General features: G+C 46.7%; 29 protein-coding genes. All 29 read right to left on the reverse strand.

The window, feature by feature from the left end; genetic code table 11:
• Positions 1–9 precede the first annotated feature (9 nt).
• Positions 10–681, reverse strand: a complete 672-nt coding sequence (qcrB, locus tag NLBNIHML_RS06075; protein WP_017687726.1) for a menaquinol-cytochrome c reductase cytochrome b subunit — start codon at positions 679–681, stop codon at positions 10–12.
• A gap of 15 nt (positions 682–696) precedes the next feature.
• Positions 697–1,239, reverse strand: a complete 543-nt coding sequence (locus tag NLBNIHML_RS06080; RefSeq protein ID WP_017687725.1) for a QcrA and Rieske domain-containing protein — start codon at positions 1,237–1,239, stop codon at positions 697–699.
• 193 nt (positions 1,240–1,432) lie between these two features.
• A complete protein-coding gene (locus NLBNIHML_RS06085; RefSeq protein ID WP_472477306.1) occupies positions 1,433–1,855 on the reverse strand; it encodes a DUF2487 family protein in 423 nt (140 codons plus the stop codon).
• A gap of 152 nt (positions 1,856–2,007) precedes the next feature.
• Entirely contained in the window at positions 2,008–2,187 is a 180-nt protein-coding gene (locus NLBNIHML_RS06090) for an IDEAL domain-containing protein (RefSeq protein ID WP_017687723.1), read from the reverse strand.
• A gap of 23 nt (positions 2,188–2,210) precedes the next feature.
• On the reverse strand, positions 2,211–2,717 hold the full coding sequence (locus NLBNIHML_RS06095) for a gamma carbonic anhydrase family protein (RefSeq protein WP_339235180.1): 507 nt from the start codon (positions 2,715–2,717) through the stop codon (positions 2,211–2,213).
• 44 nt (positions 2,718–2,761) lie between these two features.
• Entirely contained in the window at positions 2,762–3,880 is a 1,119-nt protein-coding gene (locus tag NLBNIHML_RS06100) for a hypothetical protein (RefSeq protein ID WP_339307336.1), read from the reverse strand.
• A gap of 276 nt (positions 3,881–4,156) precedes the next feature.
• The gene (locus NLBNIHML_RS06105) at positions 4,157–4,756 is read right to left on the reverse strand and encodes a histidine phosphatase family protein (protein WP_339307334.1); all 600 of its coding nucleotides are present in this window, start codon (positions 4,754–4,756) and stop codon (positions 4,157–4,159) included.
• 43 nt (positions 4,757–4,799) lie between these two features.
• Positions 4,800–5,435, reverse strand: coding sequence for an anti-sigma factor family protein (locus tag NLBNIHML_RS06110; protein ID WP_339235188.1), 636 nt, complete (start codon positions 5,433–5,435; stop codon positions 4,800–4,802).
• Positions 5,432–6,025 carry an RNA polymerase sigma factor gene (locus NLBNIHML_RS06115; RefSeq protein ID WP_062835180.1) on the reverse strand — a complete coding sequence of 198 codons (594 nt, stop codon included), beginning with the start codon at positions 6,023–6,025 and terminating at the stop codon, positions 5,432–5,434. Before NLBNIHML_RS06115 ends, NLBNIHML_RS06110 begins: the two co-directional genes overlap by 4 nt.
• Positions 6,026–6,736: 711 nt before the next feature.
• The gene (locus tag NLBNIHML_RS06120) at positions 6,737–7,831 is read right to left on the reverse strand and encodes a prephenate dehydrogenase (protein ID WP_339256126.1); all 1,095 of its coding nucleotides are present in this window, start codon (positions 7,829–7,831) and stop codon (positions 6,737–6,739) included.
• Between the two features lie 26 nt (positions 7,832–7,857).
• The gene (gene hisC, locus NLBNIHML_RS06125) at positions 7,858–8,958 is read right to left on the reverse strand and encodes a histidinol-phosphate transaminase (protein WP_494354016.1); all 1,101 of its coding nucleotides are present in this window, start codon (positions 8,956–8,958) and stop codon (positions 7,858–7,860) included.
• 86 nt (positions 8,959–9,044) lie between these two features.
• Entirely contained in the window at positions 9,045–9,851 is an 807-nt protein-coding gene (gene trpA / locus NLBNIHML_RS06130) for a tryptophan synthase subunit alpha (RefSeq protein WP_472477301.1), read from the reverse strand.
• Positions 9,848–11,047, reverse strand: a complete 1,200-nt coding sequence (gene trpB / locus NLBNIHML_RS06135; protein ID WP_215076005.1) for a tryptophan synthase subunit beta — start codon at positions 11,045–11,047, stop codon at positions 9,848–9,850. The genes trpA and trpB overlap by 4 nt, the downstream gene beginning before the upstream one ends.
• Entirely contained in the window at positions 11,044–11,745 is a 702-nt protein-coding gene (locus NLBNIHML_RS06140) for a phosphoribosylanthranilate isomerase (RefSeq protein ID WP_494354017.1), read from the reverse strand. Before NLBNIHML_RS06140 ends, trpB begins: the two co-directional genes overlap by 4 nt.
• Positions 11,746–11,780: 35 nt before the next feature.
• Entirely contained in the window at positions 11,781–12,569 is a 789-nt protein-coding gene (gene trpC / locus NLBNIHML_RS06145) for an indole-3-glycerol phosphate synthase TrpC (RefSeq protein ID WP_494354018.1), read from the reverse strand.
• Positions 12,559–13,599 carry an anthranilate phosphoribosyltransferase gene (trpD, locus tag NLBNIHML_RS06150; protein ID WP_494354677.1) on the reverse strand — a complete coding sequence of 347 codons (1,041 nt, stop codon included), beginning with the start codon at positions 13,597–13,599 and terminating at the stop codon, positions 12,559–12,561. Before trpD ends, trpC begins: the two co-directional genes overlap by 11 nt.
• A 68-nt stretch (positions 13,600–13,667) precedes the next feature.
• Entirely contained in the window at positions 13,668–15,236 is a 1,569-nt protein-coding gene (trpE, locus tag NLBNIHML_RS06155) for an anthranilate synthase component I (protein ID WP_253438597.1), read from the reverse strand.
• 690 nt (positions 15,237–15,926) lie between these two features.
• A complete protein-coding gene (gene aroH, locus NLBNIHML_RS06160) occupies positions 15,927–16,304 on the reverse strand; it encodes a chorismate mutase (RefSeq protein WP_253438600.1) in 378 nt (125 codons plus the stop codon).
• A gap of 5 nt (positions 16,305–16,309) precedes the next feature.
• Positions 16,310–17,404 (reverse strand): 3-dehydroquinate synthase, encoded by a 1,095-nt coding sequence (gene aroB / locus NLBNIHML_RS06165; RefSeq protein ID WP_494354019.1) that lies wholly within the window; start codon positions 17,402–17,404, stop codon positions 16,310–16,312.
• 1 nt (position 17,405) lies between these two features.
• Positions 17,406–18,575 carry a chorismate synthase gene (gene aroC / locus NLBNIHML_RS06170; protein ID WP_105599406.1) on the reverse strand — a complete coding sequence of 390 codons (1,170 nt, stop codon included), beginning with the start codon at positions 18,573–18,575 and terminating at the stop codon, positions 17,406–17,408.
• Positions 18,576–18,753: 178 nt separating this feature from the next.
• A complete protein-coding gene (locus NLBNIHML_RS06175; RefSeq protein WP_062835189.1) occupies positions 18,754–19,548 on the reverse strand; it encodes a CheR family methyltransferase in 795 nt (264 codons plus the stop codon).
• 25 nt (positions 19,549–19,573) lie between these two features.
• The gene (ndk, locus tag NLBNIHML_RS06180) at positions 19,574–20,017 is read right to left on the reverse strand and encodes a nucleoside-diphosphate kinase (RefSeq protein WP_339235211.1); all 444 of its coding nucleotides are present in this window, start codon (positions 20,015–20,017) and stop codon (positions 19,574–19,576) included.
• A 154-nt stretch (positions 20,018–20,171) separates the two neighbouring features.
• A complete protein-coding gene (locus tag NLBNIHML_RS06185; RefSeq protein ID WP_017687703.1) occupies positions 20,172–21,146 on the reverse strand; it encodes a polyprenyl synthetase family protein in 975 nt (324 codons plus the stop codon).
• 341 nt (positions 21,147–21,487) lie between these two features.
• Positions 21,488–22,108, reverse strand: a complete 621-nt coding sequence (locus tag NLBNIHML_RS06190) for a UbiX family flavin prenyltransferase (protein WP_494354020.1) — start codon at positions 22,106–22,108, stop codon at positions 21,488–21,490.
• On the reverse strand, positions 22,109–22,975 hold the full coding sequence (locus tag NLBNIHML_RS06195) for a UbiA-like polyprenyltransferase (protein ID WP_091028934.1): 867 nt from the start codon (positions 22,973–22,975) through the stop codon (positions 22,109–22,111).
• Positions 22,968–23,696, reverse strand: coding sequence for a demethylmenaquinone methyltransferase (locus NLBNIHML_RS06200; protein WP_339235218.1), 729 nt, complete (start codon positions 23,694–23,696; stop codon positions 22,968–22,970). Before NLBNIHML_RS06200 ends, NLBNIHML_RS06195 begins: the two co-directional genes overlap by 8 nt.
• A 15-nt stretch (positions 23,697–23,711) precedes the next feature.
• On the reverse strand, positions 23,712–24,575 hold the full coding sequence (locus NLBNIHML_RS06205) for a heptaprenyl diphosphate synthase component 1 (protein WP_339256140.1): 864 nt from the start codon (positions 24,573–24,575) through the stop codon (positions 23,712–23,714).
• Positions 24,576–24,676: 101 nt separating this feature from the next.
• Positions 24,677–25,228: a hypothetical protein gene (locus tag NLBNIHML_RS06210; RefSeq protein ID WP_339235223.1), complete on the reverse strand. Its 552-nt coding sequence runs from the start codon at positions 25,226–25,228 to the stop codon at positions 24,677–24,679.
• 121 nt (positions 25,229–25,349) lie between these two features.
• Entirely contained in the window at positions 25,350–25,571 is a 222-nt protein-coding gene (mtrB, locus tag NLBNIHML_RS06215; protein WP_017687697.1) for a trp RNA-binding attenuation protein MtrB, read from the reverse strand.
• Positions 25,572–25,662 lie beyond the last annotated feature (91 nt).

Consider the following 25,662-nt stretch of genomic DNA (forward strand, 5'->3'; position numbering starts at 1 on the left):
TTCTTTCGTTTATAGTGGTCCCGAAATGCCCTGTCTGCGGATCATGATAAAGTGTCCGACCAGAAGCACCAGAAGCACAGCGGGGAGGAAGAATACGTGCAGGGCAAAGAATCGGGTTAGTGTCTGTGCACCAACAATCGTACCGCCTTGCAGGAATTCTTTAATAATTGGTCCCAACCAAGGAACCGTATTGGCAATCTCCAGTGTTACTTTTGTTGCGAAATAGGCTTTGTTATCCCATGGCAACAAGTACCCTGTCAGACCCAGGCCCAACATGACGAAAAAGATCAGCATGCCGACAACCCAGTTCATTTCACGCGGTGCCTTGTAAGAGCCTGTAAAGAACACACGCATCGTATGTAAGAACATCATTACGATAACCAGACTGGCTCCCCAGTGGTGCATGCCGCGAACAATTTGGCCGAAGGCTACTTTGGTCTGCAAATACTCCACACTTGCGTAGGCATTGATAATATCAGGTACGTAATACATGGTCAGGAACATGCCTGACAGAATCTGAATAACAGTAATAAAGAACGTCAATCCACCAAAGCAGTACACGAATGCGGAAAAGTGATGAGCCGGATTTACATGCTCTGGAACTTCATGATCCGCAACGTCCCGCCATATTGGCGTGATATCGAGACGCTCGTCAATCCAGTCATAGACATTTTTAAACATCTGCGTTCACGCCTCCTAATTCACTCGGGTGTTCGGAACAATGTCGCCCAGATATACCCAACCCTGCTCTTCCTTGACTACGTACTCATCCAGCGGTTTGGGGGCTACGGCAAGATTCTTCCCTTCCTTGTCATAGTGCGCGCCATGGCAGGGGCAATGATACTCGTCAGGGTACTGTTTGTCACTATTCCAGCCTACTGTACATCCCAGATGTTTACAGATAGGTGAAAGTGCATAAATTTTACCCTGCTCGTCTTTGCGAATCCACGCCACTAACGATGCATTACTCAGATACCAACCATCCTGTTGTTTAAGTTCAAAGGTGAATTCTTGAGGCTCATTCGTAATTTTGCTGATTTCAGCTACTTTGACAGAGGTGCCTTCTCCCTTATGTTGCAAAATCGGGTCCACCGCAAAACGGACCATAGGAAGGATTGCACCGGCGGCCATGTAGGCTGTAGCTCCACCAAGCGTGTAGGTCAAAAACTGCCTGCGTGACATCTCCATGCGGCTTGGCAATTTCAATGAAGCTTCGTGGTGGTCATGCTCACTGCTCATACTGTCTCCAACCCCCTTTTTCAGCCAACTCTCTCAACCGTTTTCATTTTCATAAATTCCACGACTTACTAGAACATACATAATCATATAGTAGCCCTAGAACACCGTCAAGAATTTGTCACACATTTTTAAGGTTCATTTGTAAGCGTTATTAAAAAAAATGTTGTAAAATTGTCACATTTGTCGCCAAAAACTATTTTTTCCACAACTCTCGTATCTTTTCCCCTACAAATCTCGCAATGCCCTCTTCTCCGACCTCATGAGTTAATACGGACCGACTCAAAACCAGATCAGCAGAAGGAATTTCCACCTCATTTAATTGACCATCTGATGACATAATAACCACATATTTGAATCCGGAAGACTTAAGCTGTGAAGACAAGGAATTTAATGTCATTGACAATTTCGGATTAGCATAGTGAAAGGCTGGATAAGTCATGATTCTCCCTTTGAAAGGAATTTCGACTAGATCCAGAAAATCTCTCAGCCGCTCCAATGCCTCGGTAACTTCAACCGGCGACTGCTCACCGCTAAGAGCTGTATATGGAATAAGGCATGTATCCAGATAGAGTTGCAGTTCAGCCCAGCTGTCTTGAGTCATCTCACTGAATTTCAATTCCCTATATCCCCTCTCTATCCATTTTATTCCCATATTATATATGACCATTTCTTATAAATCCAGACATTCATTTCGTAATTTCACATATCAAAAAAGGAAACACGCATCTGCGCATTCCCTTTTATCTCAGAAAGGAACTATTTTGCCCATCAGTTTATGGTCCTCAGTTCATCCGTCAGACTCCGGAAAGCTACTTCGTCTCCGGTAGCTAACGCTTTATCGATTTCCAAATAGAGCTTCTCGCTGCGCTGTTTGCGAAGCGCTTCGTCCCACACCATCTCAGCTGCTAGCCCCAACATGACTTCATACGTAACTTTCATTTTATCCAATAGGATGCACCTCCAAAACGGATTTAAGAGCTCCTATATTCTTTTCCTTTGGTGACATAACCCAGTGAAGTTCTGGACATCCGCTCCAGATCAGCATCAGTCAACTCACGTATCACTTTGGCAGGTGTCCCCAAAGCAAGAGTATAGGGCGGAATTTTACTATTCTCAGTAACAACAGAACCGGCTCCAATCAGCGTATATTCCCCAATGTCTGCTCCATTCAGCAGAATGGCTCCCATGCCGATTAATGATCCTGTTCCAATACGACAACCATGAATGATCGCTGTGTGTCCTACGGAAACATCATCTCCCACAATTAAAGGTTGATCCGTATTGACATGCCCAACAACATTATCTTGAATATTACAGCGCTTTCCAATGACAATAGGAGCCAAATCAGCCCGCAGGACCGCATTGAACCAGACGGAAGACTCTTCTCCCATTCTCAAATCACCAATTAGTTTCGCACCTTCAGCTATATATACCGAAGAGTGTAACTGAGGTTGTAGGCCTTTGTATGGAATTATCATTATTATCACTCCTTAATTTGGGAGTGATTTTAGCAACTTGTCCTTCACTTGTCAAACATAATAGGTGTAACGTCTCCTGAAATGGAGCGACAGGATGCAGCAAGACGTGAACCCCAAGCTGTCATTTGTATCGTCCGACCTTCCTCATGTTCCCCAATTCGGACCATGCCAAGATGCAACATCATTTTAACAATTCTGTTATCATAGATGGCCTCCGCCGTATCATAATAGAACGGCTGAATGAATGGACCGATCTGACGAAACAGCGACTCGGCGGTCGACCATTCCAAGGCACATTCGCCTGTCCAATACACAATAGAGGACAGATTGGGAATAGCACCTTTATACAATCTTAACCAAAACCTAAATAGCTGTATCATTTCGGCCGTTTTCTCAGCCCCCAGCTTGTCTTCTCCGGTTGGTGACAGCTTCAGCGTGCCTTGCTCCTCACGAACCAGCCGGTGGTGAAATGCATAGTCGTAGAGAAGTGCAAAACGATCCGGGTAATCCTTGAATGAACGACCATATCCGAATCTCCAGCCACCTTTGCCCACCAATTCCTCACTAATGTGTAGATGCTCCATAATCTGCTGTTGAGAGCGCCGGTACATCATGCCCTCAGCGTTAAGGGCAATTTCGTGCTGCTGGACAAACTGTAAGAACAACTTGAGATCATCCGCTAAGAGATGATACTCATCCCGATACATGGGCGGTTCCGTTGTTTTGGTGATCCCTGCTCGCAGATGTGTGGATAACACATCCCTGAATCTTAATTTCAGATCCTGTGGCACCTGATACAAATACCTGGTCTGCTGCGTTGTCCCATTGAACAACCATCCACTCTTATTGAAGCGAACGATGAGATCACGTGGACTGGCGCCTGCCTCACTCTCCTTTTTGTCCATCGATTGACGGGCTATGGCAATGAGTTCTTCCATACCATAATACTGGCGAGGATCAAACAACAAGTTGTTCAAAAAGCGCTGATCTGCTTGATTCAGTTGTCGTACCTGCTGCTCAAAAAAGGGTCTGCTGCCCAATGTAGTGAGAATACTCTGGATGAGTTCATGTTTGGAGTTGGGTTTGCATTCACATTGGTAATAGTCTGCAATTCGATTAAGCTGGCCAATATCGGCAAAAGTAAGCATATCCGCTAGATTCATGGGTCCATCGCCTCGCCCGTTAACTACTTCGGCTGCTGATTCGGAGCCTGAAATAGTTTGGTTTTGTAAACATCGTTGACGGAATTCCCATAATCTAAACCTCTTTTTGGAAATCTTTTATGTTTGAATCAATTTCATAATATCTTTAGTGAATTATGAAATTAATTGTTAATCATACTATGCCCCAAGTCGGCCAATCAGAAGAAAAATGAGAGGTTTGAAATCATATAAAGGCTTTATTCCCCCTAAAATGCAAAAAAAACAACCCAAGTTGGATTACTCAGGTTGTTTTGCTGTGTCCAAAGACAGATGTCGTGTGCAATTATATAACAGCGGACTCCAGTCATCACGTTCCTTTTCCAGGATCGTCAGTGACAGGTTTCCAATCCGCTGCGTATACCGATCTTTAAACAAGGCTGTTAACAGGTTGGCCAGAAAAGCTCCGTGAGTGACAATGAGTACGTTTTGGTCCGAATAGGCAGACCATAGATCTTCCAGAAACGCCATTGCACGAAGCTGGATATCCGCAATCTTCTCCTGTCCCAAGTCCAATGTCTCCCAGGATTGGCCCCAACGGGCAACCCGCTCTTCTGACGTCAGACCTTCAATCTGACCAAAAGCCCTTTCTTTCAACCGTGCGTCCGGCTCAAGCATAGGTACATTTAACAGTTTGGAGATAATCTCCCCTGTTTCCTGTGCCCGCGATAATCCACTTGTGATGATATGGTCCCACTGGTAATCTTCAGTCAACAGACGTCTTCCCAGTCGCTCAGCCTGTTCACGACCTTCCCCATTCAGAGGTATATCAGTCTGCCCCTGTATACGGCCTGCCGCATTCCAGTCTGTAAGACCGTGACGAATAAGCCCGATTCGCACTTACATCCCTCATTTCTCCACACGGCGAACGAAAGGTTATTACCTATGCACTCGCACTTTGTTTACGTTTATTCGTTGTTCGATGCATACGGCCAAGAGAAAATAACGCCATTCCAATTGCAAGTAAAGACAGGGCCATCCAATACTGCGGATAAGCAGGTCCCATACTCACTACAAAAGGTTCGATAATGCTTCCTCTATCCGCTCCAGTCATGTCGTACTGATATAATCCAGATGACGAAGGTGCGCTTCCGGCAACTCCTGTCTCCAGAATACCCGTAGCAACAACTTTGGTTTGCTCAGCTTCTGACACATCTGGCTTAAACATTGCCATGTACAGAAAGCTGCATAAAAAAATAGCCAGGAACGCGGCAATCCACAAAGACATATGCTTGCGGATCGCAGCAGAGAAACGATTAACCTTTGCCTCCTCCGGCAATAACCATGGAGACTCCGCATAAATCCGGTCCATAACGTTACGGTTCACTCTCTCTGCCTGTTGTTCTGTCACTGGAATCGGGATGCTGTGCAGCAAGATCTGGGCTTCTTCCCAAACCTCAAACTGCTCGGAGCAGTCTTCACAACCAGCGAGATGAGCATGAAATGCAATCCGCTGAGGATGATTCTCCGGCAAGTCCCAGACCAGTGCAAACAGTTCCTGGGCATCATTGCAATTCATCGGTTCTTCATCCCTTCATATGGCTCGTACACCGGTTCGAAGAAATAAGGTTCCAATTGAGTTTTTACGCTTGATCTTGCTCTGAATAATAGCGATTTCACAGAACTGACGCTCTGCCCAAGAATATTCGCAATCTCCTGGTAGTCTAGTTGATCATACTCGCGGAGTATAATCGCAGAACGTTGCTTCTCCGGCAAGTTGTTAATCGCATCTCTAACCAGCATCACCCGCTCGCTGCGCAGTACAGCATACTCCGGTGCATTCTCCGAAGGAGCAACGGGAACAATCCCGCTCTCTTCAAGTGGGACATTTCCGCTGCGCTGTTTGCGAAGCTCACTCAGTACCGTATTTCTCGCAATGGTATATAACCAGGTTGAGAATGAGGCATCCACCTCACGGAAAGAGTGCAGACTGCGGAACGCCTTATAGAAAGTCTCAGAACAGAGATCTTCCGCAAGCAGCTCCATATTGGAACTTTTCAACATATGATATACGAAAGCCAGTATTTTACGCTGATAACGACTCATCAGCTCGGAATATAACTCCAGGTTACCTTCCTTGATCTCTCGAATCAACTGGGAATCCGTCATTTGAGTGCGACCCCTCCTCGCCCATCCATGTGCTTCTCCCCGTTCGACTCTATCCATGTATTACCGAACAGGCACAAAAAAGTTGCGGTTTTCACCGCATATAAACAGCGTTCAGCGCCATAACTGGCCTTCCCGCCAAATTCCCCTATGTAATGGCAATTTCCCCAACGTTTCTACATTAACAGTATTTATTGTACAACGGTCTGCATCATCCTGGCAAATCCATTGCTGTCCACAGAACCCGACCTGTCATTCATATGCAGTCATTTTCACGTTCATGACTTCATTTAGAGCCTTTTTGGTAAGCCTTTCATATATAGACGCATGATATACTGAAAAGGTTACAAAAATGTGATATTTTTTTTTGATTTCAGGCCCTCAAAAAAAGGAGTTATTATCCTGAATTACCGAAAGATATAATTAATTCAAACAATTTTATTTAAAGTGTTGACAGAATGAAAACGTATACATATAATAAGGGTACAGTATGGTTTCTCTCCACTCCTATCCAATAACTGTATTGCTCCACGTGAGCAATGGCCGCTTTTGTAAGCGGTCTTTTTTTTGTCTTCAAAAAGGAATTACCTCTAGTTTAGAGGTTAATATTTGCATTCATCTTTTATATATCACCCTCTTTGATTTCTGAGGAAATTCATATAACAACTCCAATACAACCCCACAAAAAAGAGGGCTTTCGCCCTCTTTCTCGTCTTATACCCACACTTGATAGCCTAAGGAATCCAACAATGTCTTGGCTCGTTCCATATCCTCTTCCTGACGGAAAGACAGACGCATGATGCCCGGCACATCCACCCGGTTTTCGATAATCTCCAAGTTGCTCAGGTTAATGTCATTCGCCCCAAGCTCAGTTGCGATCTTACCAATCATACCCGGAGCATCCTGGACATCGGTGTACAGATCAAATAACGGTGAAATCATGCCTTTGCGTCGTTCGGGCAATACACTGCGGAACTCACGGGCCTGACGGAATGCTTCCTCTATGCCATCACCGTTCTTATGCTCCAGCATATCCGTAAAGGCCGTCATTTGGCTATTCCAGTCCTTAAGCAAGCCCAGTAGGACATCACGGTTGCTAAGCAAGATATCTCTCCATACAATTGCATCACTGGACGCAATCCGGGTAATATCCCGGAAACCACCTGCAGCCAGCATTTTATACAGCGGATTTGACTCATTATATTCACGCACCTGATTGACCAGCGCAACAGCAATAACATGTGGCAAATGACTAATCGCACCCACGATGTCATCGTGCAGCAGAGGCTCCACACGCACGATCTGTGCGCGCGTATAGGCAAGCAGCTCCGACAACCTGCTGTAAGCTTCTTCAGGTACTTGCTCTGAAGGGGTTAAGACATAATATGCATTCTCAAACAACACGGCTGAGGCCGCATCCACGCCCGCACGCTCCGACCCTGCCATAGGATGACCACCAATGAAGTAAGCGTCAGTCAGCCGCACATGCTCGGCACAAGCGGCAATGGAAGCCTTGGTGCTTCCTACATCCGTGATGATACATCCTTTCTTCAATGGCAGCCTGGAAAGCTTCTCGAAATAGGACTCAAGCAAACCTACGGGAACGCACAAAAAAATAAAGTCGGCATCCTCTACCGCTTCTTCCAGAGAGAGTGTAGCATCATCCACTACACCGCTCGCTATGTACTTGTCCTTCAGTTCATCCAAGTGGGCATAGCCCATCACGGTTACACCTGGCTTGCCTTTGAAGCAGAGCGCAAGTGAACCGCCGATGAGTCCTACACCAATCATTGCAATTTTTAGTTTCATGGGTCCTCACTCTTTCATCGCCAGTATTAAGGGCTTGCTACCGCCTTCTCAGCCAGCGTGTTCTCCAGTGCCGTGACAAATGCACGGTTCTGTTCTGATGTTCCGACGGACACACGAATGTAAGTTGGGTATACGTGGAATCCTGGGCGAACGATAATGCCTTGTTTCAGCAAGGATTGGAACGCCGTTGCCGAAGGCATGTTCAGATCAACCATAATGAAATTACCCTGTGAAGGGAAATACGACAATCCGAGCCGTGTAAATTCATTTTGCAGGAAATCCCGATCCGTTGCATTCCGCTTCGAGCACTCTTGAACAAAATCCTGATCCAGTAGTGCAGCGGTTGCCGCAACCTGTGCAAATCGCGAAGTGTTAAACGGCTCACGTACACGGTTAATCAAATCAATAATTTCGGGACGTGCGATGCCGTATCCGATCCGGAGCGAAGCCAAACCGTAAATTTTGGAGAATGTCCGCAGAATGACCAAGTTCGGATACCGTTCGATCAATGGTATGCTTTGCGGATATGCTTCATCGGTTACGAATTCATAATAAGCTTCGTCCAGTACAACCATCACATGAGCAGGTACACGGTCCATAAAGGCTGTAAGTTCCTGCTCAGAGATAATCGTACCTGTCGGATTATTTGGATTACACACCCAGACCGCTTTCGTTTTGTCGTTAATTTGCGCAAGCATCGCGCTCAGATCATGCGTTCCATCTTTAAGAGGCACTTCGATGGTAACGGCTCCTTCAATATCGGCATTGCTTTTGTATACGGAGAATGTCTGATCTGCCATGATGGTCTCGTCACCCGGCAAGAAGAAAGCTCTCGTGATCAAAGCAATAATCTCATCAGAACCACAACCAAATATTAAGTTGTTCCGTTCAATACCAAGATGCTTGGCAAGAACTCCAGTCAGCTCAACCGAGCTACCGTCTGGGTATATGCTTATGTTAGTCATTTCTCTCGTAATGGCTTCCAGGGCGGCAGGAGAACTGCCGTATGGGTTTTCGTTGGAGGCCAGTTTGATGACTTGTTCAAGCCCCAGTTCACGTTTCACTTCTTCAATCGGTTTGCCCGGTTGGTACACAGGCAGATTGACAATCTGGGATTTCGGTTTCAACCCGACCGCCTCCTGTTATTGAAATAATGTTAGACACGAATGAGCGTGCACCTCATGTGTCCAAGGGATGTACTTTCAAGACATCTCTATCCCTTCAATTGTGCCACAAAGTTGCGAATTTGCAACAGTCCCTCTGCACGCGTGTCCGGATTTCCAAGCAGAGGGATCGCTTCTTCCACCTGACGAACGATGGCACTACCTACAACAACACCATCGCAGATGCGGGAGAAATGTTCCACCTGCTCATGACTAGAAATACCGAAACCTACCGCTACAGGGACGTCTGTCAGACTTTTCACCGTCTCAATGAAGCTTTCTACACCATCAAAGAAAGAAGCTCTCTCTCCGGTTACTCCAAGGGAAGATACACAATAGATAAAGCCACTTGCTCCATTCACAATCCGCTCAATCCGTGCATTAGATGTAGGTGCAACAAGTGGCACCAGATGTACTCCCGCGCGATTAGCACGTTGTCGCATCTCTTCCGCTTCCTCAATTGGCAAGTCCGGAATGATCATGCCACTAATATCGTGTTTGACCAATTCTTCAAAGAATACATCCAACCCGGTCTGCAAGACCGGATTATAATAGGTGAACAGCACAAACGGCAGTTTCACGCCTGCCTTACGAGCTTTTGCTGCGGTTTCCATAACCGTACGAATGGTAATCTGGCTTTTCAGCGCACGTTCGGAAGCACGCTGAATGACGGGACCATCTGCAAGTGGATCGGAATAAGGAACACCCAATTCCAAAATATCCGCTCCGGCCTGCTCAAGCTCCTTGATGATATCGATCGTTGTATCCACATCCGGGTCTCCCACGGTTAAGAATGGAATAAGTGCCGTTCGGTTCTGTTGCTTCAATTGCTGGAAGGTCTGGTCCATCAGATTCATCCCAAGTCGCCTCCCGTGTATTTCATGATCGATTCAACGTCCTTGTCTCCACGTCCCGACAGACAAATGACTACAATATCATCTGCTGTGAGTTCAGGCGCCAGTTTGACAACTTGTGCAACCGCATGTGCAGACTCCAGAGCAGGAATAATTCCTTCCGTCCGACATAGGAGTTGCAGAGCATCAAGTGCTTCCTGATCCGTGATCGGTACATATTTTGCCCGTTCAATATCCTTGAGATAGGAATGCTCCGGACCAACACCCGGATAATCAAGTCCGGCCGAGATGGAATGCGCTGGCTGAACCTGTCCATACTCATCCTGCAACAGGTAACTCATAGATCCCTGGAACACACCATGCGTACCTTTGGTCATCGTCGCAGCGTGATACTCGGTATCGACCCCTTTGCCTGCGGCTTCAACGCCAACAAGCTTCACATCCTGGTCACCGATAAATGGATAGAACATGCCGATTGCATTACTTCCTCCACCGACAGCTGCTACAATTACATCCGGCAAACGTCCTTCGATCTCCTGAATCTGACGACGGGTCTCATCACCAATCACTCGTTGGAAATTCCGTACCATCATCGGATATGGATGAGGTCCAACCACTGATCCAAGCACATAGAACGTATCCTCCACATTGCTGACCCAGTAGCGAAGCGCTTCATTACCAGCATCCTTCAGTGTCCGTGTTCCGGACGTAACCGGAATTACTTCTGCTCCGAGCAGCTTCATCCGAAATACGTTTAACTGCTGACGCTCTGTATCTTCTTCGCCCATAAATACTTTGCATTCCAGTCCAAGCAATGCGGCTACAGTTGCCGTTGCAACGCCGTGTTGACCTGCACCCGTTTCGGCAATAACTTTCTTTTTGCCCATCCGTTTGGCAAGCAGACCTTGTCCAATGGCGTTATTAATTTTGTGCGCGCCTGTATGATTGAGATCTTCACGTTTCAGATAAATTTTCGGTCCGCCCAATCGGCGTGACAATTGCTCTGCATGATACAATGGGGTTTCACGTCCAGAATACTCGCTCAGCAGATAATTCAGTTCCTTGTTGAATTCCTCATCTTCAGAGAAGTGGCTGTATGCCTCCTCCAACTCAATAAGTGCGTTCATTAGTGTCTCAGGTACAAAGCGGCCTCCGAAGTGACCGAAACGCCCGTGTTGATCCGGCAATTGATGTGTCATGCCTGCTTCACCCTTTCTACGAATGCTGTAATTTTGGCAATATCCTTCACACCTTCAGTCTCAACGCCACTGGATACATCGACGCCGAAAGGTGCATATGTCTGTATTAATTGCTGTACATTGTCCGGCTGCAAACCTCCTGCAACGAACAGAGAGATTTCGCGACTTTTCGCCCATTCCGCATAGGCAGGAATTCGCTCCCAGGCAAATGTTTTCCCGGAGCCCCCTCCATATAGAGGATCATGGGTATCGAGCAATATCGCATCAACGAATTTATCGTAAGCATCAAGAGCCCTTATGGCTACATCATCAGCTTCCGGACCCGTTTCATCTTTGGGAAAAGAAAAAACCTTGAATACTTCGGCATTCCACCGCTGCTTGACCTGATGGCAGAATTCCGCAGTCTCCTGTCCGTGTAGCTGAATAACATCCAGGTGAGCAATCTCCATAATGTGTTCAAGCTCTTCCAGCGTAGGATTCACAAATACACCCGCAAGTTTAGGCCGATCATAGGCAGACCATTCGAACAACACGGATCTTAATGCAGCAGCCTGCTCGGGTTCGATTCGGCGGCGTGATTTGGCAAAAACAACACCAATGTAATCCACAGGCAAGTTTATCATCGATTTTAGCACTTCAACGTCCTGAAGTCCACATATTTTTACGGCCGCTGGCAGCGGGTTTCTCCGTTCAGACATACTGTCACCTGTGCCATCGTGTATGGAAGTATTCATCATTTGGATCCCATCAGATCATATACAGCCGCCTCGACATCATCCTTACGCATGAGATGCTCACCTACGAGAATACCATGAACACCGGCTTGGATCAGAGGCACTGTTGATTCTGGTCCGTCAATACCACTTTCGCTAATCAAAGTGACCCCACTTGGAATCAATTCCATCAAATCCAGTGTCGTGCTCAGACTGGTTTCAAATGTTTTCAAATTACGGTTATTAATGCCTACAAGTGTGGCCTGCGGAATCTCCAATACCTGCTCCAGTTCTGTTCGATCGTGAACTTCAATCAAGGCATCCAGCCCCAAACTTTTGGCAAATTCCAGATATTGACGAATCTGTTCAGGTGTCAGAATACTGGCAATCAGCAGGATCGCATCAGCACCCAGTAATCTTGCCTCGGCAATCTGTCGTTCATCTATAATAAAATCCTTGCGTAATAGCGGAATATTCACCGCTTGATGGATCGCCAGCAAGTACTCGTTGCTCCCTTGAAAATACGACACATCCGTTAATACGGAGATGCAGTCTGCACCTGCTCGCTCATAAGCAGCAGCAATCTCTACCGGATGAAAATCCGGGCGAATTAACCCTTTGGATGGTGAAGCCTTCTTCACTTCAGCAATAAGGCCGAGTTTGCGATTACGTCTGCTTGATAATGCTTGTTCAAATCCCCGGGTTGCGGGTAGTTGTTCGATTTTTTGGATAGCCTCATCCATGCGAAATGTCTGTGCCAATACTTCTACTTCTTTATGTTTGGTTGCAACGATTCGATCAAGATACATGACTGTACGCCTCCGTTGTATGAATTAACTGTTCAAGCTTCCCGGCAGCTTTGCCTGAATCTACCGCTTCAGCGGCAAGTGTGACCCCTTCAGCAATGCTATCTGCAAGACCGGATACGTAGATGCATGCTCCAGCGTTCAACAGTACGACATCACGGTAGGCACTCTGCTCACCCTGGAAGATCCTCTTAATAATTTCGGCATTCTGTGCCGCATCTCCTCCAAGCACCGCTTCGAGCGGATGCAGAGACAAGCCCATATCACGTGGATCAATATCGTAGGTGTGCACTTCACCATTGCGAAGTTCAGATACCTGAGTTGGCGCCGAGATACTGATTTCATCCAAACCATCATGACTGGCCACGACCAACGCTCTTTTGAGACCAAGACGATTCAGCACTTCAGCGATCATCGGCGTCCGGGAACGATCATACAGACCAAGCAATTGGCGATCTGCTCCCGCAGGATTGGTTAAGGGTCCGAGCATATTGAAAATGGTACGCACACCCAGCTCTTTTCTCGGTCCTGCCGCATGTCGCATGGAAGGGTGATATACTTGGGCAAAACAGAAGCAAATTCCGATATCATCCAGACATTGTCTGGCCTGTTCCCCGTTCAGATGGATATTTACACCGAGTGCCTCTAATACATCTGCACTACCTGCTTTGCCTGAAGCTGAACGGTTGCCATGTTTGGCGACCCGAACCGAGACGGCGGAAGCAATAATGGCAGATGCCGTGGAAATATTGAATTTATGAATTCCCGATCCGCCTGTTCCACAAGTGTCCAACAAGCCGCTGCCATCCGTGAGAATCCGTCCGCCTTGACCACGCATCGCTTCAGCAAAACCGGTGATCTCATCCACCGTTTCCCCCTTCATGCGCAGCGCCATTAACAAACCTCCGATTTGAGCCGGCGTTGCCTCACCTCTCATAATCGAATACATCAAATCTCGCGCTTCGGCTTGCTCCAGATGGCTGCCCTCCAAAATCTTCGCTAATCCATTCTTCATGCCATTCTCGCGAGTCATCTCAGTAATTGGGGTTACAGGGTTTTCATTCATAATCGGGTTTATGTTCATCTCCGGTCTCTCCTCTCTTAGTTTTTAGCGGCCGCTGGTGTGACAAAGTAATCTGCATTTGCTAGTCTCAACGTGCTGTCCTTTTCTTTGGCAGGAAACATGGCTTCTGCTGTTCGAATCGCCTTAAGCAATGCTTTGGCTTTGTTAACCGTTTCTACATATTCATTCTCAGGCACTGAATCCCACACGATGCCTGCTCCGGCCTGCACATATGCTTTTCCTTTTTTGAAAATAATCGTACGAATCGTAATACAGGAGTCCATGTTACCCGAGAAACCGAGGTATCCAATCGCTCCGGCGTATGCACCGCGTGCCTCTTTCTCCAGTTCCGCGATGATCTCCATTGCACGCAGTTTCGGTGCACCCGATACGGTACCCGCTGGCAAGCATGAGAGGAACGCATCGAAGAAATCCTTGTCTTCTCTTAGCTCGCCCGTAACGTTGGATACCATGTGCATTACGTGAGAATACCGTTCAATCTCCATGAACATGTCACACTTCACACTGCCGAAGCTGGATACCCGACCCAGATCGTTACGGCCCAAATCAACCAGCATGAGATGCTCCGCACGTTCCTTCTCATCCTGGAGCAGATCAGCAGCGAGTGCACGATCTTCCGCTTCGGTTGCCCCCCGTGGACGTGTTCCCGCAATCGGACGTGTCTCCACACGATTTCCGTCCACCTTGACCAGTGCTTCAGGCGAAGTGCCGACGATAATTTCATCATCCATTTTGAGGTAGTACATATAAGGTGATGGATTCAGGGTCCGAAGCACGCGATACACGTGAAGCGGAGAAACCTCTGTATCAATGTGAAAACGCTGGGATAATACCACTTGAAAAATATCACCTGCGCGAATGTACTCTTTGGCTTGCTCTACATTACCTATGAACTGTTCCTTCGTAAGGTTGGAGCGAATATCTCCCAGTTCCACGTCTCCCGGAATGGAACGCGGATTCAGGTTTTCCCCTGGTCCTTGCTGCTGCAACCGTTCAGCGGCCTGCTCCAGCTTCTCCGAAGTCACCGCATACGCTTGCCGTATCTCATCATCCGTTGCACCATCCTTGACGTGTACATTACCGACAAGCAGCATCTGCTGCTTCACATGGTCGAACACGATAATCTGGTCACAGAACATAAAACGGATGTCATCCATATTCAGATCATCCAGCGCGTGGGCTGGAAGCTTCTCATAATAGGACAGCAGATCATATCCGAAGAAACCAATTGCCCCGCCTGTGAATGGTGGCAGTTCATCATCTTTTGGGCTACGGTACTTACGCAACAGTGCTTTCAGTTCTTCAATCGGTTTGCCTGGCAATTCACGAGTCTGTCCCGCTTCTTCCACTACAATCCGGCCCTTCTTGGCCGAAATCATCAGGAACGGATCTGTACCGATGAACGAGTATCTCGCCCATTGGATCCCCCCCTCTACACTTTCCAACAGGAATGCCCGGTCGTTGTCAGCAAAACGGCGGAATATTCGAATCGGAGTCTCCATATCTGCCAAAATCCGTTTGACTACCGGAATCAGATTATACTCATTTGACATTTTCAGTACTTGATTAACGTTTGGCGTTATCATCAAATCACGTCCTTTCAGATTTATATAAGTTCAACTAGTGAGGTTTACACTGAACACTCCGATGACAGAACAACCTTCCGATCGCTGTTATCCCCAGAATTTTTTGACTCCCTTTCTAAAGGGAAAATCCGGTGATAAAGGCGAACGCTCCGCTTCATCAGGTTATTTCTGTCCTCTCCGTTTGTGTAAAAAGCTTAGTTGAACCTATAAGGGTAGAAGAAAAATAATATGTACAAAAAAACCTCTACCATCAGGTAGAGGTTTGGTTATAAGCTGTATTCAACAGGGTGATGCTTCATAAATAACAAGTCCCTATACTTCGCTCTCGGATTATTACAGGTCTCTGAATTGATGCATGTTACATCATCCAATGCGGGAAAATAAATCAGTTATAACACATCAACTACTCATTCCAATATTTCGTAAAATATGGGAGAGTACATGTTTGTGTTGTACCGATATATATCTACACAAAAGGTGTCCTACGACACATTTGCTGCTTCCCTGTTCCTGTTACAACTTCCGTAGCACGACGTACCGTGAATCAGTTGACCGGTTTCTGTTGCCCCGGTTACCACCCACTGGACTCTGCTATATACTCCACTAGCTCAGCTGCTCTCAGCTCAATCTCTACTCTACTCAACTGGTTCTCACTATACATCATTATGATCGGTTTGACAACCTGCTTCTTTAAGATCCAGAAGGTGCTGCCAGATCCGGACGCAATGCCTGTGCACCGTTCAGATACACATGATGGATTTCGTTCTGAGCTTTGTTTGTATTGACATGTACCATGAATCGAATGCATTGTGCCAAGGCACCTTTAACTGGAACTTCCAGCGCACACATCAGTGGTACGAGTTCCCAACCATCCAGTTGGCGGATAGCTTTTGCCGGGAAAGCAGCATCCAGATCCCCAGTTAACGTAATCCACACACTACAGATATCTTCCGGTTGGATCTCATTACGATCCACAATCTCCTGCAGCAATACAGCCGTTTCTTTCAAAATCTGTTCTTCGTTGTTCTGCGTGACTGTTGTAGCCCCGCGAATTCCCCGTGTGACCATTGCTGTTATTCTCCCTTCCTGAGCAATTCAATGACGTCCCTAACTGCCGACACAGGTACGTCCTTCACAATTCTTGCAGCCCCAATCCGATCAGGAATGATGAACACCATATGACCTTCACGGAATTTTTTGTCATGCATCATCGCTTCCATTAATGCATCCGTGTCCAGATGAGCAGGCATCGTTGTTGGAAGGCGAAGTGAACGCAACATGCGGACCGTATCTTCATACAGCCCTGCTGGCGCACCAAGCTTCTCACCAAGCAATGCCGATCCAGCCATACCGATGGAAATTGCTTCTCCGTGCAGGAATTCTCCATAACCGGCAATCGCTTCAATGGCATGACCAATCGTATGTCCAAGGTTCAACAATGCACGTTCTCCATTTTCACGTTCGTCTCTGGATACGATCTCTGCCTTGATACCACACCCGCGCTCCAAGCCGTATCCCAGTGCTTCGGGATTGAGCGCTAGCAACTCCTCTGCATGTTCCTCACACCAGTGTGCAAAAGCCGCATCACGGATCAGCCCGTGCTTCAGCATCTCTGACAAACCTGCCGAAACATCTCGTGGCGGCAAGGATTGAAGTGTGTCCACATCGTAGAGTACCAGCTCGGGCTGGTGGAATGCACCGATCATATTTTTGGCCAGCGGATGATTGACAGCCACCTTGCCACCTACGCTGCTGTCATGCGCCAAAATCGTTGTAGGTACTTGAACAAACTTGATTCCACGCATATATGTAGCAGCAACAAAGCCTGCCAGATCACCTACGACACCACCACCTAGGGCCAGAATCGCAGAACTCCGATCCAGTTTGCCTTCGATCGCGACGGTCATCATATCCTGATACACCGAAAGGGATTTCGATGTTTCACCAGAGGGTACAACCGCCGATACGACTGTATAACCAGCCGAACGCAGCGTTTGCTCCAAACCTGACAAGTATTTGGGAGCCACATTTTCATCTGTTATGATGAGTAACGGACTTTTTTTGGTTAGGCCATATTGCTCAAAATATTGAGGGGCTTGTGCCAATAGGCCGCTACCAATCAGAATCGGATATGAGCGTTCCTCCAACTGTACCGTCAGCTGACGCATATTAGTAATTCTCCAGTTGAGCGTTATAGTTAGCAACATTAGCACGGATCTCTTCCATGGAATCCCCACCGAATTTCTCCAGGAATGCCTTGGCAATTTCCCACGCTACAACATGCTCCATCACCACACTTGCTGCTGGTACAGCACAAGCGTCCGAACGCTCAACCTGAGCCGTAAATGCTTCTTTCGTATCAATATCCACACTTTGCAGTGGCTTATACAACGTTGGGATTGGCTTCATCACACCGCGTACAACCACTGGCATACCGTTCGTCATCCCGCCTTCGAATCCGCCCAGACGGTTGGTTGCCCGGTGGTAGCCGCGTTCATCCGTATGCATGATTTCATCATGCACCTGTGAACCACGAATGACTCCGGCTTCGAATCCGATACCAATCTCTACACCTTTGAATGCATTAATGGACATTACGCCTTGAGCGATTCGCGCATCCAGCTTGCGATCGTATTGAACATAGCTACCCAGACCAATTGGCACCCCTTCAACGATACATTCCACGATTCCTCCGATGGAATCGCCTTCTTGTTTAATCTGGTCGATGTAGGCTTCCATCTTCTTCTCTGTCTCAGCATCCGTGACACGTACAGAGGAAGCTTCTGTCACTGCGATCAGTTCATCAATCGGAAGGTCCTGATATGGAGCTTCGATCTCTCCAATACGAAGTACACGTCCAGCTACCTTGATTCCAAATTCAGCCAGGAATTGACGTGCAATGGCACCACATGCCACACGTACTGTTGTTTCACGTGCACTGGAGCGCTCCAATACGTTACGCAAGTCTTTGAGATTATACTTGAGTCCACCGTTCAGATCAGCATGTCCGGGACGAGGACGATGAACGCGACGTTTCTCTTCGTCACTGCCTTCGATCGGCTCAATATTCATAATATTCTGCCAATGTTTCCAGTCATTATTTTGAACAACCAGCGCTACCGGAGCACCTGTTGTATATCCGTGACGGATCCCACCAACGAAATTCGCCTGATCCTTCTCGATCTGCATCCGGCGTCCACGACCATACCCCTTTTGGCGGCGGTGAAGCTGGAAATTCAGTTCTTCAAAATCAATCGTCAAATTACTTGGCAATCCTTCAATAATAGCGGTCAATTGGGGTCCGTGCGTCTCCCCTGCGGTTAAATAGCGTAAACTCATAATACGTTCCCCCTTTAAACTGTTAAACTTCACATTGCTAAAATCCCATAATTTCTTTGCTTATTATAGTATAGCTGACCGGCTTTGACAAGAAAGTCGGCTCTTTCTTGTACTTGGTATACAAATAACCGCCTGAACACATGTACATGTGCTTCAGACGGCTGAACAACCATTATCATTATTTTTTCCGATAGAAAAATGTTTCTGCTGTCTCCAGACCATATTGTCCCGGGGAGAAGATCTGCTCCGTACTGCCCACAAATAAGATACCGCCTGGACGTAAACTTGCTGCAAATTTGTGATACAACAGGTTTTTGGCTTCCTCGGTAAAATAGATCATGACATTTCGGCACACAATCAGATCGTACCCATCGTCAAAACGGTCCACCAGCAAATTTTGTTTCATGAACTTGATCGAATTTTTGAGTTGCTCATCAATACGGTATACCAGGCCATCCTGCTTGAAGTAACGGTTCGCCGTTTCCTTTGGCACATCCTTAAGTGAGCGTTCCATATAACGCCCTTCTTTGGCTTTGGCCAATGCACCTTCATCCAGATCACTTGCCGTAATCGAGCTGTCCTTCAAAATGCCCATCGTGTCCAAAATCATGGCAAGTGTGTATGGTTCTTCACCTGTTGAACAGGCTGCACTCCAGACTTTGACACGACGCTTGGACCCTAGCAGTTCAGGCAGGATCTCGTCCCGCAGCACTTCCCAACGATTGGGATTACGCCAGAATTCAGACACGTTAATGGTCATGCGATCAAGGAACTCGTAGAACAATGATTTATCTTTCTGCATAGCATCAAAAAAGTTAGAAAATGTATGAAACCCGTTTTTGTTGCGAAGTGTGGTCAGCCTTCTTTTCATCTGGCCTTCCTTGTATTGAGCAAGATCAATGCCTGTGCTCTCTTTGATTTTACGAATGAATCCGGTGTAATCCGGGTCTAGTAGTTGTTCTTGCTCCAGCATCGTGTATCACCCTTTTGGCTAATAATTACAACCAGGCTGCGATGCTCTTGTCGTATACCACCAATTCATCTGAAGCAAAGAAATTGGCTGCTTCACGGGAAGCACTTTCCGGTGAATCTGCCCCATGAATCAGATTATGTGGTGTGTGGCTGGCGAAGTCTCCGCGAATGGTACCCGGAGCTGCTTCCTTCACATTGGTTTTTCCGATGACGATGCGCGCAAGCGCCACAATATCGTCCCCTTCCCACACCATGGCAAATACAGGCCCAGATGTGATAAAACGAACCAAATCATCGAAAAACGGTTTGCCCTCATGTTCAGCATAATGGCGTTTTGCCTGTTCCTCAGACATCTGCACCAATTTGCCTGCCACCAACTTAAATCCTTTGTCTTCCAGACGGCTAATAATTCGACCGATCAATCCACGCTGCACACCATCCGGCTTCACCATCAAAAATGTACGATCCATCAGCTCACTCCTCACTCACGGTTCAAAGTTAATCACTATGTAAACGCAATCCCTCTGATTGTAACATACATGTCCAAATCCTCCCAATGAGGAATATCACAAGTCTGTTCATCTTTGGGTATGAGCGATCTGAGAGTTGAAGGTCATACAAAGTTTAATGCGTACGTTTAACCACAAAATGAGCGATGTCACGCAGGTTTTTGGTCGTCTTGATGTTAGGTAGCTGATCGAGAGCATCGAGCGCTTTCTTCATATATCGGTCAGCAAGGGCTTCTGCTTTAGCGATTCCTTGACTTTGGCGAATCATTCCAATTGCATCCGATGCACTTGCCCGTCCTTCTTCATGCTGGACACGGGAAATCTCCTTAAGCAAAGGTTCCCGCAGATCGGATTCTTCTAGGGCATAAAGTACAGGAAGAGTAATATTTCCTTGCTTCATATCACTGCCTGGTGGCTTACCAAGTTGTTTCTCGGTACCTACCAGATCCAGTACATCATCTTGAATCTGGAAAGCCATCCCCACATTGTATCCGTATGTATACAGCAGGGAAGATACATGCTCAGGCGCGCGTGTGGCCAATGCTCCTAACTGACAGCTAACCGCAATCAGAAGTGCTGTTTTACGGCGAATCCGCAGCAGATAGTTACGAACACTTTGTCCCGTATTGAAAAAGTCGCGAATTTGCTCCATTTCACCAATGGACATCTGTACCATGGCTTTGGCAAGAATACGATGAATAGCTGGATCGGATAATCCGGCAGTCATCTCAAGTGCCTTACCGTAGATATAGTCTCCTGTGTACATGGCAATCCGATTATCCCATTTTGACTTCACCGTGGGTTTGCCTCGGCGTGTCTCCGCATTATCAATCACATCATCGTGAACGAGGGATGCGGAATGAATCAGTTCCAGCGGAACCGCGACCAGCTTCAGACGTTCAATGTCATATGTACCAAATTTCCCGCCAAGTAATACAAAAACGGGCCGCAACCGTTTTCCTCCTGCTTTGAGCAAATGAAGCGACGTTTCACTCAGCAGCTTCTGTTCTCCTCGAACACTGCGATAGAGCTCTTTCTCAATGTAATCCATGTCCTTTTTTAACAACCCGAAAATATCCAATAGTTTCATTCGTTCACCCGTATCAGCGTATTGTCAGTCCACAAATCCATGCTTACCTTCCCCTCCAGCAAGTCGGGCCTGCAGGCATTACGAAAAACCCGTCTTACCGTTCTTGCTTGTGTTTTTCCATAAAGATCTAACGTATTCTTCTTCACCGAATGTCATGGCCGACACCCGGGAATTAAACTCTGCGACTTGTTCTGAAACAAAATACAGAAGTTGCCGGAGCATGGGTCAAGACTGTGGTTCATGAAGACTCACCATCAGCACTCACCAATACCCCGGGATTCGGGGGACAAATAAACCGAGCAACACCTTGGCAAAAAACTGCCTTGTATCAGACTCAGTCATTATCCCCGTTCATCCGGTTCTCCCCATCTTGTAAAAAGTTGATGTGGGATGCGCAAGCTATCCAGCACTTTTCCCACCAAAAACAGAATCAACTCATCCATAGTCTGAGGTTTGTAATAAAAAGCAGGCATAGCCGGTATCATACGCACACCAAGACGTGAAAGCTTCAGCATGTTCTCCAGATGGATTGCATGAAGAGGCGTCTCACGTGGTACGAGGATCAATGTTCTTCCCTCTTTCATCATCACATCAGCTGCACGGGACATCAGATTATCCGAGGATCCCTGCGCAATGGACGAAAGAGTTCCCATAGAACATGGCATGATAATCATGCCGTCGGCCAGATAAGAACCACTTGCAATGGAGGCCCCTATATCACTCACAGGATGATAGATCAGAGAACCGGCACGGTTGCCGAATTTTTCTTCCAGCACCGCATCCCGATTCGTCACATCCCAGTCCATTTCTTCTTTCAATACACGCCACCCTGCATTGGATATGACCAGATGAACGTTATATTCCAAATCAAGCAGCGTTTCAATTAATCGAATGCCATATATACTGCCACTCGCTCCGGTAATTCCGACAACCAGTCGTTTATTGTCCGGCTGCTGTACCATTTATTTCACCGCCAGATCAATCAGAGTAAACGTAAATACGATTATACTAAGCAAACTGTTCATGGTAAAAAACGCCGTTTGAACACGGCTCATATCATTAGGCGATACAATATAGTGTTGATAGAACAGAATTCCATACGTCACCAACATGCCTGCGCCATACCACCAGCTCAGATCTGTCATCAACAATAATGCAAGAAAACCAATTGCAGTAATCACATGGAAGAACTTAGCGATCTGCAAGGATTTAACCAGGCCAAAACGGGAAGGTATGGAGTGAAGACCCTCTCCCTGATCAAATTCCAGATCCTGACATGCATAGATAATATCAAAGCCCGCTGTCCAGAACACAATCGTAACGTACAGCACAATCGCTGTCCAATCCATCGTGCCTGTTACAGCTACCCAGCCACCAAGTGGTGCCAAACCAATCGTCATTCCGAGAACAACGTGGCATAACCATGTGAATCGTTTGGTGTACGAATACAGTACCAACATAAACACAGCAATAGGCAACAGCTGCATGGATAATACATTAAGATTGGATGAGGCCCAGAATAACAATATAAATGAGATAATGACAAATATAACAACTTCCCCATTTTTCAAAAGCCCTGCCGGGATGGCTCTCATCGCAGTACGCGGGTTTTTACCATCAATCGCTTGGTCAATAATCCGGTTCAAACCAAATGCTGCACTACGTGCACCGACCATCGCAAGCAATACCCACATGATCTGCATCCAGCTTGGGAAGGTATCATTCACTACCATGGAGCCTAGAATGGCCCCCATAAATGCAAAGGGTAAAGCAAAAAGCGTATGTTCAATCTTGATCATTTCTAAAAAGATGCGAATTTTCCTAAACATGCTGATTCTCCTTGGTTCCAATATGCAATGCCGCGATACCTCCGGTTAGAGGGTAGGCCTGCACTTCTTGTAATCCTGTTTCTGCAAAAATGTCCGCCAGTTCCTTCCTTCCGGGAAAAATTGCCAGAGAGTCGGGCAGCCATTTGTACTGCTCAAAACTTTTAGCAAACACTTTGGCAAGATTCGGTAAAACCTTCTCAAAATAAAAATAATAAATACCTTTAAACGGCTGCCATGTTGGCTTGGACAATTCCAGACACACAACCATACCGCCCGGTTTGACCACACGTTTCATTTCAGATAACACCTGTCTGAGATCCGGTACATTGCGAAGCCCGAACCCGATTGTCACATAATCAAATGAATTGTCTTCAAAAGGAAGTGACATGGCGTTTCCCTGTGTCAGGGTAATCTGATTCTGACGTTGCACCGCATTGATCTTCGTCTGGCCTACCTCCAGCATGTTGCTGCTGAAATCAAGTCCATGCATGTGCCCTGTTTCACTTGCTTCTGCCATAGCAAGCGTCCAGTCACACGTGCCGCAGCACAAATCAAGACCGGTGTCACCTTTGGACATATTCATCTTTTTCATGGTGAATTTGCGCCAAGCCTTATGCCTGCGGAAACTTAGAATATCATTCATGACATCATATTTTCCGGCTATGCTCTGAAAAACCGAATGGACATATTCTTCTTTCGGTTTGGTCTCTCCGCTCCCCATTCGTCTGTCTCCCCCTCAATCTTCCCTTACTGCCGCATGTGAAGGCTGCAAATATGCCAAGTAAGGCTCAAGAATCGCATGGATCTCATGCAAGCCCATTCGCCCTTCCTCGTCTTGCAACAACACTTGAATGCGGTGTGTACAATCGCGAAGCTTGTCCAGCAAAACTTCACCAACCCTATGCTTCAGCATCATAGCGTTCCATGCACGTACATCCGGTTCAGATTGACGCAGCACAGTGCGCTCATCATCATTACCATGCTCGTATATGTGCCAGTATGCATAGCTGTGGAGATATTGTCTTTCGTCATTCATCCGCTTCAGTTCTTCCACGATCGTTTCGCAGGAGCTGAATTCGGTCAACAGGCTGTTCCATAGTGATTCTTCGTTATCTCGAATCATGCCTGTAAATGAAAGAAACAGCTGCATTCTCAGCTGTACCGTTTCACGCAAGTATTCATCAGCCGAAACGAGAAGCTTCTTCATCCGTTCATACAGCGTCATCTTGCGTGCGTTCACTTCGGATACAGCACCACTGAGTTTGCCAATCATTTCAATTCTGCCCGCTTGGGCAAGCAATTGATAAAAACGGCTACTTAAATAATCTCCGGCGAGTACATTCAACTGGCGTGAACGCATCTCCTGCTCTCTCCGCTCACCGGAAATGGTATCGATTCGATCATGCGTATCCATGGCCAACTGAACGAGCGAAGTTGCAAGAGCATATAACTCTTGATGCAGCTTTTCGTCTGTGCGGCCCACAAATACCTGCAGCAGACGTGCTCGGCTATCCGGAAATGATGGGATTTCCGTATGTTGTCGAATCATGTCGTAATCCGTATATTTCTTTGCTAGTTGGGGTACGCGATATGAATTCATTCTCAGCCTCCGAGCCTTAACATTGTTAAACCATTTCTGCACTACAATCTTATATATTATAGCATATGTTGATCGGGCACGCACTGAATCCTGCTATTCTATTACCCCTGACTTGTCATTTCGAATTGCTTCTTCCAGAGTTCGGTTTCCATCAAATGAAACCAGTCCTTCAATTCCTCTGAAAAGGCCGCACTTTTCCAGTTCCGTAATGTGTCAATCGCATACAGGGGCCACTCACCACGCCGAATATCAGCAGCAAGCAACAGATGTCGTTTATGCATCCATTCATCCTCTGCCATCACACGCAGCAGCACCTGATCCACGTTATCCAGAGTACGAAAGCCCAGATCCGCCACAGCTGCCATGTTCTCATAGATTTCAGTGTAACTTGTACCCGTTCCTTTTACTTTGAGGTCCAGTGTCAAAATGGACTGTTTCCATTCCACTCTTGCGATGGGTGTGGATAGTTGCATGGAGCTTAGCACATCAACCAAATTGTCATTCGTTAGCTGAACAGGATGATGTGATGCAGAGGCAGGTTGTACGTTTTCCCCGCCCCAGGTACGCATATGTAAGGTTTGTATCGCAACAAGCAGAAAGACTGCCGCAACCGTTGCCAGCATTGAAGCAGTAACAATCATCCGCGGATTCATATACGCCTCCCTGCCTTTACCTGTTAGTGTAGTCTGTCCGGTAAAGGCTCATACCTCATTGTACAATGAAAAAAAGCAGGCTATGCCTGCAATCTTCATTTGATTGTATTCAATCTGTACATTACTCCGATTCAATCTGTCCATGCTTGGTAATCAGCGTGGCTTTGCCCCGGATTTTAATAGCTGAGGTATGGGTGGTAAATTGGGCAAACATCACTTCACCCTTGTCCAATTTCTCAGTGTGGTGAAAACGTGTATCCTGACCTCGGGTTAATCCGATCACCTGGACACCATTTTCCTCTGCCTTAATTACAATATAATCATTGCCGGTTGGATGATCCATCACGCATGTCCCCTTCTTAAGTTCGATAGCGTTAATGATGATTAAGATTGTTTCATTTGTCAACCTGCGCCTTATACGAATGCACCGCAAG

The organism is Paenibacillus sp. JNU01 (assembly GCF_059130585.1).